Source organism: uncultured Thalassolituus sp. (assembly GCF_950066645.1).
GTDB lineage: Bacteria > Pseudomonadota > Gammaproteobacteria > Pseudomonadales > Oceanobacteraceae > Thalassolituus.
Window position 1 is genome coordinate 14,896 of sequence record NZ_CATMFB010000017.1, and the last position, 13,659, is coordinate 28,554.

At 56.4% G+C, this 13,659-nt stretch carries 12 protein-coding genes; 8 read left to right on the forward strand and 4 right to left on the reverse strand.

Annotated elements, in window-relative coordinates; all coding sequences use genetic code 11:
• Positions 1–24: 24 nt before the first annotated feature.
• Complete coding sequence (locus Q1L85_RS14350) at positions 25–1,677, reverse strand: hypothetical protein (protein WP_300433461.1); 1,653 nt, start codon at positions 1,675–1,677, stop codon at positions 25–27.
• Positions 1,678–1,811: 134 nt separating this feature from the next.
• Here Q1L85_RS14350 and motA point away from each other — a divergent pair, with 134 nt between their 5' ends.
• Both motA and motB read left to right on the forward strand, forming a co-directional pair.
• Positions 1,812–2,663 (forward strand): flagellar motor stator protein MotA, encoded by an 852-nt coding sequence (gene motA, locus Q1L85_RS14355; protein ID WP_300428622.1) that lies wholly within the window; start codon positions 1,812–1,814, stop codon positions 2,661–2,663.
• 13 nt (positions 2,664–2,676) lie between these two features.
• Positions 2,677–3,696, forward strand: a complete 1,020-nt coding sequence (gene motB / locus Q1L85_RS14360) for a flagellar motor protein MotB (protein WP_300428624.1) — start codon at positions 2,677–2,679, stop codon at positions 3,694–3,696.
• Between the two features lie 3 nt (positions 3,697–3,699).
• Here the strand turns inward: motB and rsgA are convergent, their stop codons facing one another.
• The gene (gene rsgA / locus Q1L85_RS14365; RefSeq protein WP_300428626.1) at positions 3,700–4,719 is read right to left on the reverse strand and encodes a small ribosomal subunit biogenesis GTPase RsgA; all 1,020 of its coding nucleotides are present in this window, start codon (positions 4,717–4,719) and stop codon (positions 3,700–3,702) included.
• Positions 4,720–4,814: 95 nt separating this feature from the next.
• Between rsgA and orn the strand changes: the two genes are divergently transcribed.
• Positions 4,815–5,357 carry an oligoribonuclease gene (gene orn, locus Q1L85_RS14370; protein ID WP_300433462.1) on the forward strand — a complete coding sequence of 181 codons (543 nt, stop codon included), beginning with the start codon at positions 4,815–4,817 and terminating at the stop codon, positions 5,355–5,357.
• Positions 5,358–5,433: 76 nt separating this feature from the next.
• Here the strand turns inward: orn and Q1L85_RS14375 are convergent, their stop codons facing one another.
• Both Q1L85_RS14375 and queG read right to left on the reverse strand, forming a co-directional pair.
• Entirely contained in the window at positions 5,434–6,240 is an 807-nt protein-coding gene (locus Q1L85_RS14375; RefSeq protein WP_300428677.1) for an SDR family oxidoreductase, read from the reverse strand.
• Positions 6,241–6,332: 92 nt separating this feature from the next.
• Entirely contained in the window at positions 6,333–7,412 is a 1,080-nt protein-coding gene (queG, locus tag Q1L85_RS14380; protein ID WP_300428675.1) for a tRNA epoxyqueuosine(34) reductase QueG, read from the reverse strand.
• A gap of 65 nt (positions 7,413–7,477) precedes the next feature.
• Between queG and Q1L85_RS14385 the strand changes: the two genes are divergently transcribed.
• From Q1L85_RS14385 to miaA, 5 genes are read left to right on the forward strand one after another with little or no spacing between them, the layout of a single operon-like run.
• Positions 7,478–8,998, forward strand: a complete 1,521-nt coding sequence (locus tag Q1L85_RS14385) for an NAD(P)H-hydrate dehydratase (RefSeq protein ID WP_300433463.1) — start codon at positions 7,478–7,480, stop codon at positions 8,996–8,998.
• A complete protein-coding gene (tsaE, locus tag Q1L85_RS14390; protein WP_300425984.1) occupies positions 8,998–9,462 on the forward strand; it encodes a tRNA (adenosine(37)-N6)-threonylcarbamoyltransferase complex ATPase subunit type 1 TsaE in 465 nt (154 codons plus the stop codon). Before Q1L85_RS14385 ends, tsaE begins: the two co-directional genes overlap by 1 nt.
• A gap of 2 nt (positions 9,463–9,464) precedes the next feature.
• Positions 9,465–10,793 (forward strand): N-acetylmuramoyl-L-alanine amidase, encoded by a 1,329-nt coding sequence (locus tag Q1L85_RS14395; protein ID WP_300425986.1) that lies wholly within the window; start codon positions 9,465–9,467, stop codon positions 10,791–10,793.
• A 13-nt stretch (positions 10,794–10,806) separates the two neighbouring features.
• Positions 10,807–12,660: a DNA mismatch repair endonuclease MutL gene (gene mutL, locus Q1L85_RS14400; protein ID WP_300425987.1), complete on the forward strand. Its 1,854-nt coding sequence runs from the start codon at positions 10,807–10,809 to the stop codon at positions 12,658–12,660.
• Positions 12,660–13,625 carry a tRNA (adenosine(37)-N6)-dimethylallyltransferase MiaA gene (miaA, locus tag Q1L85_RS14405; protein WP_300425988.1) on the forward strand — a complete coding sequence of 322 codons (966 nt, stop codon included), beginning with the start codon at positions 12,660–12,662 and terminating at the stop codon, positions 13,623–13,625. The genes mutL and miaA overlap by 1 nt, the downstream gene beginning before the upstream one ends.
• The last annotated feature ends 34 nt before the right edge of the window (positions 13,626–13,659 follow it).

Consider the following 13,659-nt stretch of genomic DNA (forward strand, 5'->3'; position numbering starts at 1 on the left):
GTGTATCCGAGTGATCTGCGTATGTCAGGCCTGCGAGGAGCGTCGCGGGCCTGCTTTCTGTTGAACAGTCAGTCTGCGTAGCGAGGTTAATCCTTTGCTGGTCACACTGCAGAGCTTTTTGAAGGCCTGATACTGTTCCGCTGTCAGGGCGCGCCCATCCGACCCTGGCGTCGCAATTACTATCCCCATGGGAGTCGTCCCCGCGGTGATGGACATCAGCAGCAGGTCGTCAGGCAGGCGCTCGACGTAGCTGCCGTGCATGCCCCGCAGGTAGGTCGCCTGATTGCTCTTATTCAGGTGAACGGCGGCGGTCTGCTTCATCAGCTGACGTAACAAGGGTGCTGCTTTCAGCTGAAACCGGGTTTGTGTCAGAGGTTCAATGCCCTCAGCGTTTTCGCTGTAGACCACACGCAGACACTCGCGACTCTTATCGGGCAATAACACGCAGGCGTGCTGGATGCCGATGCCGGTGGTGATGCCTCGCAACACCCCGCGCATCAGATAGTGCCAGTCGCCGAAGCTCGCGGGTTCTGTGGTTAACTGATCAAGCAGTTTTTTAAGGTATTCATTGCCTTGCTGGACCGGTGCGTCGGGCAGGTTATCCCGTGGTGGCGTCAGCGGTGTCACATTCGAAGGGGCGGATGCTTTTGTCTCCGCGACCGGTCCGGTGTCAGCAGCTGGCGCCGGTGATGCGGCTTTTTCTGTCGGTGATATGTATTCGGGGTAGCTCTGCTGTGCGGGCTCCGGGCTTGCCAGCAGTGACAGACCCGATGAGGTTCCGCTACGGCGCAGTCTTGCCTCATCAAGCTGAACTATCCGGCATTCCTGCACGATCTGATGCACTTGTCTGCCCTGGGCGTGGCTGGTCAGTGCCAGCCAGCGATCGCAGCGGCGACCTTCGGGAGCCAGATGCAGTTGCCAGGCGGTTCCTGCGGCGGTCACTGCCAGCATCGCTGGGGTCTGGCTCTGGTGTATCAGGCGACGTCCTTCATCCAGCATTCGTGGATCTTCGCGACGCAGGGTTTTCCAGCCCTGAGAATCCGGGAGGATGTTTTCTTTGAAGACATCCAGCACGGCTTCTGGCAAGTGGTGACGACGTGCAAGTCGCAGCCAGTTCTGACGGTTATCTCCGAAAACCCGCACAGAGGCAGTCATCAGATCATCGCCTTCGCTGAGTCGGTGCAGCCAGTTACGACTGCTGTCGGAGACCAGCAGCCAGGGCCAGATCACCGAATGCGTCAGCATGGCGGTCCAGTAAGCGCTGGCGGCGACCTGTCCGCGGGCTGCAGCCCATTGAGCGGCCAGGCATCCCGCCATGTGAGCCGTAATGATGGCCTGGCGGTAATGACGGGCGCTTTCGCCGTCGTCATCGGTGACCACCGGGAGTTGTTTGACCAGTTTCACCAGTTCCTGCATGCCCAGTAGCGACAGACAGCTGTACGCCCCGGTCAGTTGCTCGCGGCAATCCGGATTCTGATTGACGGCAGCCTGCAGCAGATGCCAGCACAGCGCCGGATCGGCCTCTGTCACAGGCACCAGGGTGTCGAAGCTGACCTGTGGATCACGCAATGCGCGGCGCAGGGCTTCCCGGGTTTCTGCCATGATCGGCAGATCACGGAACGTCAGCACTTCTTCCCACTGAGCAGCGCTCGGCGGGTTATAAGACGGAGTAGGCATAGAGTGGTTTGTTAAACAGTGATTTGTGACCTTTACTTACTATAGTCGTAACCCACTCAATGCCACGCTGCTTCTCTGTGTCATTTTGTCACGGGTTGCAAACGACCTTTAATCTTCGTGAGGGACGAAGCTGGATGCTTTTTATATTGGGAGTTGTCGTTGTCTTCGGCAGTGTCGGTGTCGGCTATGTAATGTCGCACGGGCAGCTGCTTGCGTTGTGGCAGCCCTTTGAAATCCTCATTATCTGCGGCGCTGCCTTTGGTGCCTTCCTGTTATCGAACCCGTGGCACGTGGTCTGGTCGTCGTTCCGCATGGTGCCTCAGGTCATTATGGGCAGTCGCATTAACAAGGCCATGTACATGGATGTCCTTGGGTTGCTCTACGACATTCTTAATAAGGCCAGACGCGAAGGCATCATGGCCATTGAGAGTGACGTCGAAAACCCGGAGACCAGTGCGATTTTCTCCCGCTACCCGGTGATTCAGGCGAACACTGAGCTGTCGTTTTTTATCGCTGATTATTTCCGCATTATCGCGGCGGGTAACCTGACCTCGTTTGAACTTGAGTCGCTGATGGATCAGGAAATCGAGGCTCGTCTGCATGAGCTGGAACAGCCCGGCATGGCCGTTGGCAAAGTCGCTGATGCGTTACCGGGGTTCGGTATTGTCGCAGCGGTGCTGGGCATCGTGATCACTATGGGTGCCATTGGTGGCGAGATAGAAGAGATTGGTGCCCACGTTGCCGCAGCCCTTGTAGGTACGTTCAGCGGGGTGTTGCTGGCGTACGGTCTGGTCGGGCCGATGGCTTCCGTGATGCGTCATCTTGCAGAAGAAGAAATCAAACTTTACGAAGCCACGAAAGCCTGTGTGATTGCCTCTCTCAATGGCCTGCCTCCGCAGCTGGCGGTAGAGTTCGGGCGTAAATCACTGTTCACCCATGGACGCCCAAGCTTCGACGAAGTCGAGAGCAAGGTACGCAGTCGTTGATGGATAGCCGCTGATGGAAAAGCTCAGTCCTCATCAGAACATCATTGTCCGCCGCTACAAAAAGGGCAAACACGAAGATCACGGGGGTGCCTGGAAAGTCGCCATGGCAGACTTCGCCCTGGCGATGATGGCGCTGTTTCTGGTGTTGTGGGTAATCAATTCATCGAATGAACAACAGCGAGCTGCCATCTCTGGCTATTTTCAGGACCCGAAAGCCTTCGAAGAGGGTAAACGGGTACCCTCTAAATACGTGATTGATCTGGGCGGTTCGCCGACGACATCCAATAACATTGCGGTCAGTGAAAATATTGATCCGGACAATGTGCTGCAGGCCGACGAAATCGAGAGCATGGCTGAAGCCATCGAACAACGCCGGATGCAGGATATGATGGCGAAAATTCAGGCGCAGATTAATGCCAGCCCGACGTTGAGTCCGTTCAAAAATCAGCTCCTGCTGGATATCACCACCGAGGGCCTGAGGCTGCAGATTGTAGATCAGACCAATCGTCCGATGTTTGATCCGGGCAGTGCCAAGCTCAAATATTATTCAGAAGATATTCTCTGGGAAATGGCTCCGATGCTTGCCGGGCTTGATCATCGCCTGTCGATCACCGGACATACCGACGCTTCCCGTTTGTCCGGTCAACGTGATGAGGATGACCTGAACTGGGGGCTTTCATCGATGCGCGCGGATTCAGCGCGGCGGGCACTGATGGAAGCCGGAGTGCCGAAAGAGCAGATCGCTCAGGTGATCGGCATGGGAGATACGGCACCTCTGGATACTGATAACCCGGACGCTTCTGTTAACCGGCGGATTGCCATTACATTGCTGAATAAAAAATCGGAAGAAACCGTCGAAGGGCGCGGCAGCGCCGAGTACAACTTCGTGAATGGCGAAGAGGTGCCGGCCGACGACAACCGTACCCCTGTCATCAATGAAGCGGGTTCATTGCTTGAGCAGTTGCGCAAAAAGCGCGAACGTCAGGACAACAGCTACGATAATCCACCGAATAAACAGGAAGTGTTCTGGTAATCCTCAGGTGAGGGTCTGCAGTATCCGCCGGTAACTGTCGAAGCGCGACTGGCTCAGTTCGCCAGCCTCCAGAGCAGCGCGGATCGCGCAGCCAGGCTCTTTCTCGTGAGCGCAATCGCGGAAGCGGCATTCGCCGGCGGTGGTTCTCAGTTCCCGGAAACCGTACAGGACTTCTTCAGGCGTCATATGCCAGAGCCCGAATTCACGGATTCCCGGAGAGTCAATCAGATCGCCACCGGCCGGAAAGTGATACAGGCGTGCAGTCGTTGTGGTGTGACGGCCCTTACGGGTGTTCTCAGACAGTGCACCAATGCGCAGATCTTCGCCGGGCAACAGCGTGCTGATCAGTGACGACTTACCCACCCCTGACTGCCCGACAAAAACACTGACCTTATCGTTCAGAAATTCTTTCAGCCCGGTCAGGCTGCTTTCATCCCGGCTGCACAGTTGCATGGTGCGATACCCCAATGCTTCATAGGCACTCAGCAGGGCATCGAAATGTGGCCGGGTCGTGTCGTCAATCAGGTCGGTTTTGTTGAGCAGCAGGATGGGCTCGATATCGCAGTTTTCAGCGGCAACCAGATAGCGGTCGATCAGGTTCGGATGTGCTTCGGGTTCCGGGGCAATCACCAGCAGAATATGATCAATGTTGGCCGCGACCGGCTTAATTTCATTGTAAGGATTCGGGCGCGACAGTTCAGACTGCCGCTTGAGTACGGTTTCTACGACGCCGGTGAGTACGCCGTTAGTCTCTGGTCCGGGACGGAAGACGATGTGGTCGCCTGTGACCAGTGATCCGAGGTTAGCGCGCAGAAAGCAGCGGAAGCGCTGGCGCTGATTATCTTCTACTTCGACCTGCGTACCGAAATGCGCAATCACCAGCCCATGGACTTCTTCACCGAGTTCTCCGGCGCTGAGCTGATCCGTGATCTGAGCTTCTTTGCGTTTTGCCCGCGAAGCTTTTTCCTGCTGGATCTTTTCTACCCGCCAGGCCTGGCGACGATTGAGTTTGCGTTTCGACATAGTGCTACAGAATAAGATAAGGCGGTCATTGTCCTTGTTGGCTGAGTCTGGTGCAAGTTGCTATCCTTCGGGTTCAGTTTATGCGGAATGCAGCTATGAGTCAGAAAGATAATCTGGTCTGGATGGACCTTGAAATGACCGGCCTGGAGCCGGAGCAGGACGTTATCATCGAAATCGCCACCATAGTGACGGATGGCGACCTGAATGTGATCGCCGAAGGCCCTGTGATTGCGGTTCATCAGCCCGATATCCTGCTTGATGCTATGGACGAGTGGAATACCCGGACTCACGGAAACTCTGGCCTGACTCAGCGGGTACGCGAGAGCCAGCAGGACACCCGCGCCGCCGAGCTGGCGACACTGGCGTTCCTGCGTGAGCATGTGAAAGAAGGTACCTCGCCTCTGTGCGGCAACAGCATTCATCAGGACCGTCGTTTTCTGGTGAAGTACATGCCCGAGCTGGAGCGCTATTTCCACTACCGGAATATTGATGTATCGACGCTCAAAGAACTTGCCAAACGCTGGAAGCCGTCAGCGGTGTCTTCATTTCAGAAGCAGGGCAGCCATCAGGCGCTCGATGATATCCGCGAGTCTATCGCCGAGATGCAGCATTACCGCGAACATTTTCTCGCGCTCTGAGTGGTGCAGGCATAAAAAAAAGAGGGCTCAGCCCTCTTTTTTTATTGCCGGAGTACCGGATTATTCAGGGTGCTCTTCAGGTCAGCGCCATTTTGCGCACCATGCGATACACCACACCCGGGAACAAACGCTTCAGAACAGGGCCCATTCCCTCTTTCCCTTCTGCGATCACTACCTGCTCTTTTTCTGCAGCCACGGCATCCAGAATACGGGCGACAGCGGTATCGACCGGCATACCATTTTTAATCACAGTATCTTCGACTTTTTCCTGTGCTGTACCTTCCCGGCGTGCTGTATCAATAATATTGGTACGCACAAATCCAGGGCAGATGGTGGTCACCCGCAGGCCTTTGTCATGAACTTCTGAACGCAGTGAATCCATAAAACCGATAATCGCGTGCTTAGAAGAGCAGTATGCCGAGCGATAAGGAATACCGATCAGACCGGCAATACTGGAGGTCGTCACTATGTGGCCGGAACCTCGGGCGAGCATGCCCGGCAAAACCTTACGGGTAATCGCGACCTGAGAAAAATAATTCAGCTCCATCACCTTACGGTAAATATCGGCGTCTGTTTCTGCGATCAGAGAACGTTGCGTAATCCCGGCATTATTGAACAGGTAATCGACGGCGCCCATTTCGGTAAACACCGTATCCGCTGCGGCAAGCACATCGGCTTCTTTCAGCATATCGAGCGGCAGTACCCGGTGCTGCTCCGGGTTGGCGCAGGCCTGGCGAACACGCTCAAGTTCTTCCGGGCGACGTGCCGACAGAATCAGCCGGGCGCCGAGTTTGCTCAGGTCATAACAGAGTTGTTCGCCGATACCGGATGATGCGCCAGTAATCCACACCAGTTTGTTTTTGAAAACGGCTTCCTTATTCACGGGTTTTCCTCTGTTATTCGTAGTAAAAGAAACCGAACAGTGGCAGAGGGGCGGGGATGGGTCAACATCCTGAAAAGACAGAAAAGAAGCTTTTAATGCCGGGTCTGTTGTTGCAGCGCCCAGTCGATGTGCTCATCGACCAGAGCAGAAATCTGGCCGCGACGTTGAGTCAGTATTGCCTGAATATCGAGACTTGAAGGTGCATTTCCCAGCGCGACAGCAATATTGCGCATCCAGTTTTCATAGCCCGTGCGGCGGATGGGCATCCCTTCGGTTTTTTTCAGGAAGGTGGGTTCATCCCAGGCAAACAGCTCCAGCAGCGTTGCTTTATCCAGCTGGTGGCGGGGGCTGAAGTCTGACTCTCCGGTTGTACCGCTGAAGCGATTCCAGGGACATCCGATCTGACAGTCGTCACAGCCAAAAATCCGGTTGCCGATGCCTGACCTGAGATCTTCCGGAATCGGGCCGTTCAGTTCTATTGTCAGGTAGGAAATGCAGCGTCGCGCATCAAGCACATACGGGCCAGCAAAGGCCTGTGTCGGACAGATATCGAGGCACGATGTGCAGCGTCCGCAATGGTTCGTTTCCTGGGATTCGCTGGGCGGTAACGGCAGGTCAGTAAGGATTTCACCGAGAAAAAAATACGAACCGGCACGGCGGTTAATCAGCATCGTATTTTTGCCAATCCAGCCCAGGCCAGCCTGCTGTGCCAGTGCGCGTTCAAGCAGGGGCGCGCTGTCGACAAATGCGCGGAAACCGAAAGGGCCGATTTCTGCCTGAATTCGCTTGCCCAGATCGGTCAGGCGCTTACGGATCAGCTTGTGATAGTCACGGCCGAGTGCGTAGCGCGATATATAGGCATTGTCGGGGTCGCTGAGGTGCTTGAGCAGCTCAATACCCGGCGCGAGGTAATCCATGCGGACACTGATCACACTCAGGGTGCCGGGGTGCAGCTCGTCGGGTAGGGCACGCATCGGACCGCGCTCAGTAACGTGATCGGCCATGTAGGTCATTTCGCCGTGATAACCGGCTTCCAGCCAGCGCTCCAGGGCGGCTTTATGATTGCCTGTGTCGGTGCTGCTGATACCCGCCTGCTGAAAGCCGGCCTCCTCGCTGAGCTGCAGGATGCGCTGTCGCAGTTGACTGAGCTGTTCTGGAGAAAGGTCTGGCATGAGGCTAACGGACGCGGCTTCCTATATAATCCCGGCAATCTATCACAAACACAGGTTTCACCGCGATGAAACGCCCATTTTCTGCCCGAGATCACCTGCCCGGCCGGATCGACAGTGTCGCTGGGGTGCGTGAACTTGATCGCCTGATTATTCAACGCATGGGCGACGATGGCTCTGAGTTAATGAATCATGCAGGCGAGGCAGCTTTTGCGCTGCTGCTGTCGCGTTGGCCAGACGTCAGTCACATCGCCCTGATTGCCGGTGCAGGTAACAACGGCGGTGATGCGTTTGTTGTGGCCGGTTTGGCCCGCCTCCATGGTATTGATGTGTCGCTCTACACTCTGGGTGATCTGAGTCGCCAGAGCAGTTCTGCCAGAGCGGCCCGCGAGGGGGCTCTTGAAGCCGGTGTGACAGAGACTGAGTTTGCCGGAGAAATCACGGGATCGGCAGAACTCATCGTCGATGGCCTGCTGGGTACGGGACTGAATGCTCTGGTGCAGGGGGATTTTGCCGAAGCGATTACGGCGATGAATGAGCATCCTGCGCCGGTGCTGGCCCTTGATGTGCCCTCAGGACTGAATGCCGCAACGGGCCAGCAGATGGGGCTGGCAGTGCAGGCTGATCTGACGGTGACTTTTATCGGGGTGAAACCGGGGTTGCTGACCTGTGATGGCCCGGATGTCTGTGGTGATCTGTCATTTGCACCGCTGGACCTTGGTGCCGCTGAAAAAGTGCGCGTCGAGCCATTGGCCGAGCGTATCAGCTGGCACCTGCTTGACCAGCAGGATCGCCGTCTGCCACAACGGCGGGGTAATTCCAATAAAGGCCAGCATGGTCACGCTCTGCTGATCGGAGGGGAGCTGGGCTATGGCGGAGCCATCCGTATGGCCGCTGAAGCCTGTGCGCGCTCGGGGGCGGGGCTGATTTCCTGTGCGACCCGGCCTGAGCATATGCCCGTGATTCTGGCGGCCCGTCCCGAATGTATGGTGGCTGGCGTTACCTCCGGCCTCGAGTTGCAACCACTTCTGGAACGCGCCACCGTGATTGGTTGTGGTCCGGGACTTGGGCGCAGTAGCTGGTCGGAACTCCTGCTGCAGCAGGTACTCTTATCGGATCTTCCTGTGGTCTTAGATGCCGATGCCCTGAATATTATTGCCTCTCCGGGCTGGCAGACTGCGTTTGAAGAGCGCGACGCGGTGATGACGCCGCATCCGGGAGAAGCGGCGCGACTGCTTAACTGCACCGTGGCGGATATTCAGGCCGACAGGACCGGCAGTGCGCAGGCTCTGGCGAAACGCTATCATGCCGTGGTCCTGCTGAAAGGGCAGGGAACTGTCCTTGCTCACCCGGATGGGCGTCTTGCTGTCTGTACCGATGGTAATCCCGGGATGGCCACGGGCGGCATGGGCGACGTGCTGACTGGTGTGATAACGGCATTACTGGCGCAGGGGCAATCTCCGTGGGAAGCAGCATTGTATGGCTGTGCTCTGCACAGTGCGGCTGCAGACCTGGCGGTGTCTGAGAGTGGCGTCCGCGGTCTGCTGGCCACGGATCTGATGCCTTATCTGAGAGAACTGGTGAACTGATGACGACGAGTATCCGCCTGACAGGTGAAACCGCGATGCTGGCATTCGCAGCCCGGATGGCTCCACTGTTGCGTGAAGGTGGGCTGATCTTTCTGGAAGGTACGCTGGGGGCAGGTAAGACGACGCTCAGCCGTGGCCTGATCCAGGCCTTTGGTCATGAGGGGGCGGTGAAGTCGCCAACCTACACTCTGGTTGAAGAATATTCGGTGGCCGGCCTGCGTGTCTGTCACTTTGACCTCTATCGTCTGGGGGACCCTGAAGAACTTGAATATATGGGTATCCGGGAGTACCTCGACGAAGGTACGCTGTGTCTGGTCGAATGGCCGGACAAAGGCGCAGGGGTGTTACCTGACCCTGATCTGGTGATTGCTATTGACGATGCCGGTGACTCGCGGATACTGAACTGGCAGGCACACACGCCCCGAGGGCAACGCTGGAGTGAAGGACTGGCAGGACTCGTATAAGAATGAAGTGGAAGATACGTCAACTGGCCGGACTGCTGATGCTGCTGATGGCGGCGGCCAGCACGAATGCCGATGTGAATGACATCCGGATCTGGCAATCGCCAGAGAGCGTTCGTCTGGTGCTGGACCTCAGCCGGGCGCACGAGCACAAAATATTTCAGTTGAAAAATCCTGACCGCATCGTGGTCGATCTTGCAGACGCCGATCTGAAGATGGATATGAGCAAGGTGGAAAACAATTCCACCGAGATTATTCGTCTGCGCCACGGCCGTCGTAATAAAAATGATCTGCGTCTGGTGATCGAGACACGTTCGACGATGGCCTACAGCAGCTTTCCCGTGGCTCCCAACGAAGAAATACGCCATGACCGTCTGGTGATTGACCTGGACCGGCCGGTGACCGGTGCGACCGCACGGCCAGCCGTGGTCAAAAAAGCGGACAGTTATGAAGCCTCAAGCCGCGACATCATTATTGCTATAGACGCCGGACACGGGGGCGAAGACCCGGGAGCAATCGGCCCGGGCAAAGTAAAAGAAAAGCACGTTGTCCTGGCCATTGCCCGGGAATTGCAACGACTGCTCAATAATGAAAGCGGGTTTGCTCCTTATATGGTGCGCACCGGTGATTATTATGTCGGTCTGCGTGATCGTTCCGAAAAGGCACGAAAAGCCAACGCAGATTTCTTTGTCTCCATTCATGCAGATGCCTTTAAGCACCCGAGTGCCAAGGGCAGCTCAGTGTTTGTCCTGTCGGATCGTGGCGCAACCAGTGAAACAGCGCGTTATCTGGCCGATAAAGAAAATGCCTCCGATCTGATCGGGGGGGTGACGCTGGGGGATCGGGATGACCATCTGGCCCTGACCCTGCTTGACCTGTCGATGACTCATAAGCGGACGGCCAGCGTTCAGATTGGTGAAGAAATCCTGGGTGAAATGGGAAAAATCAGCAAGCTGCACAAGCGTGATGTTGAAGAAGCCGCGTTTGTGGTTCTGAAATCGCCCGACATGCCAGCGCTGCTGGTCGAAACCGGATTTATTTCGAACCCTTCAGAAGCCCGTCAGCTTCAGACAGAGAGTTATCAGAAAAAAATGGCGCGGGCGATTTTTAACGGCATCCGTGATTATTTTTATCGACACCCGCCAGCGGGTACTATGGTGGCTGCGCGACAGAAAGCCGCCAATACGTTTGTTGAATACGTTGTCCGTAAAGGCGATACCCTTTCTGAACTGGCGGTTCAGAATGGGATGGACGTTAAAGCACTGCGGGATCTGAATGGTCTGAACAGTGACTCATTGAGAGTCGGTCAGCGCCTACGGATTCCAAATTCATAATGCCGGAAACAGCATGAGCCGAATTCATTTATTATCTCCCCGGCTGGCGAACCAGATTGCCGCCGGAGAGGTGGTCGAACGTCCGGCCAATATCATTAAAGAACTGGTCGAAAACTCCATGGATGCCGGCGCTACTCAGGTTGATGTCGAAGCTGAGCAGGGTGGAGTTAAGTTACTGCGTGTCCGCGATAATGGACACGGAATCGATAAAGACGATCTTTCGCTGGCGCTCAGTCGTCATGCCACCAGTAAAATCACCACGCTCGATGATCTTGAAGCCGTTGGCACTATGGGCTTTCGTGGTGAGGCCCTAGCGAGTATTTCATCGGTGTCGCGGCTGACACTGACGTCGCGGGCAGAAGGCGGAGACGAAGCATGGCAGGTCTCAGCTGAAGGTCGGGATATGCAGGCTGAAATTCGTCCGGCTGCGCACCCGACGGGCACTACGGTCGAAGCCCGCGATCTGTTTTTTAATACGCCCGCGCGGCGGAAGTTTCTGCGCACAGAAAAAACCGAATTTTCGCATCTCGAAGAAACACTGAAAAAACTCGCCCTGAGTCGTTACGACGTCGCTTTTTCTCTGCGACACAATAACCGTACCATTCATGCACTGCGCCCGGCGCCCCGTACGATTGATCGCGAAAAGCGCATCGCCACGCTGCTGAGCCCTCAGTTTATTGATAATTCGGTGCACATCGATGTTGAAGCTGCTGGCCTGCATATCGAAGGCTGGGTCGGTTTGCCGACCTTCTCCCGTTCGCAGGCGGACATGCAGTACTTTTTTGTTAATGGGCGTGCCGTACGGGACAAACTGGTTGTTCATGCGATTAAGCAGGCGTACCGGGATGTGCTCTATCACGGTCGCCACCCAGCCTTTGTACTCTACTTATGGTTAGACCCCCGGTTGGTAGACGTTAACGTGCACCCGACTAAACACGAGGTCCGTTTCCGTGATGGACGCCTGGTGCACGATTTTATTTTCCGGTCACTGCACCGCGCCCTTGGGGACGTGCGTCCTGACCAGTCGACCGCCGCGTTAACTCCCGCCCCCTCACAGGTTGTCAGTGGTACCGAAGCCGGCGAGTTTCAGGGTCAGTCACGCCTCGACTGGCAACCTTCGGCGGTGGCATCACCTGCGTCGTTCCAGCCGGGAGGCTACGCCAGTGGTGTTGCTGAAAGCCGCCCGACCGGCGCGGAGGTAGCCAGTCAGCTGCGTTCTTTTGAACAGATGACGCAGCCACTGCGCGAGCCGGTCCCTCTTCCGGAAAGTAATGAACAGGACATGCCCCCGCTGGGCTTCGCTGTGGCGCAGCTGCACGGTATTTATATCCTTGCCCAGAACGCTCAGGGGCTGGTGGTGGTAGATATGCACGCGGCTCATGAACGCATCACTTACGAGCGTCTGAAAGTTGCCGTAGATGATCAGGGAGTACAGAGTCAGCCGTTGCTGGTGCCAGTGACGCTGAGTGTCAGCGAGCGTGAGGCTGACGCAGCCGAGCAGTACGCCGAAGACTTCCGGCAGCTGGGCGTTGAGCTGGCCCGCGTCGGGCCGGAGAATATTATGATCCGCCAGATTCCCGTTCTGCTACAGCAGGCGGAGGTGCCTCAGCTGATCACCGATATGCTCGGTGACCTGATGGAGCATGGGGCGTCAGACCGTATCCTGGCTCATCGCAATGAACTGCTGTCGACCATGGCCTGCCATGGCTCCGTGCGGGCGAACCGTCGACTGACGATCCCTGAGATGAACGCACTGTTGCGTGATATGGAGGCGACAGAGCGCTCGGGTCAGTGCAATCATGGCCGCCCGACCTGGACACAGATGAGCATGTCCGAGCTTGATAAGCTGTTTCTGCGGGGACGTTGATGTCAGAACCTGTGACTAATGAGCTGCCGCCGGCAATTTTTCTGATGGGGCCGACCGCCTCCGGAAAAACCGCACTCGCACTGGAGCTGGTAAAACGTTATCCCTGCGAGATCATCAGCGTGGATTCGGCGCTCATATACAAAGGCATGGACATAGGCACGGCGAAGCCGGATACCGCCATGCTGGCCGAGGCACCGCATCGTCTGATTGATCTGATTGATCCGGCAGAGGCGTATTCTGCGGCAACATTCCGCAATGATGCGCTGCGGGAAATGGCAGACATCACCGCGGCCGGAAAGGTACCGCTGCTGGTGGGTGGCACCATGATGTACTTTAAGTTTCTGCGCGATGGCTCAGCCGAGCTGCCGACCGCCGATGAGGCGATCCGGGCGCAGTTACTGGAAGATGGACTCAAATATGGCTGGCCGGAGATGCACCGGCGGCTTGCCGAGGTGGACCCCGAGTCGGCCAGACGACTGAAACCCATGGACTCCCAGCGCATTCAGCGTGCACTGGAGGTCTGGATGGTGTCAGGAAAAAACCTGAGCGATCACTGGGCGGAGCAGAATTCCGAACCTTTGCCCTATCACGTGGTCAATCTTGCTGTCTGTCCACCGGACAGAAAGCGACTTCATGACAGGATTGCCGAGCGCTATCGTATTATGATGTCGCAGGGGTTTGTTGAGGAAGTCCGGGGGCTCTGGCAACGGGGGGATCTGCATGAAAATATGCCGTCCGTCCGTTGTGTTGGTTATCGTCAGGTCTGGGACTACCTGGAAGGGCGGACCGACTATGATGAAATGGTGGAACGCGGCATTATTGCGACCCGCCAACTGGCGAAAAGACAGATTACCTGGCTGCGCAGCTGGCCCGATCTTCACTGGTTAGATACCGATGATCCGGATATTCTGCGAAATGCCTTGAAAATACTTAACGCCAACGCCATATTTAGCGCATCGACCTGATTCCTTAGCATATTACTCAGATTTACGGCCTGGG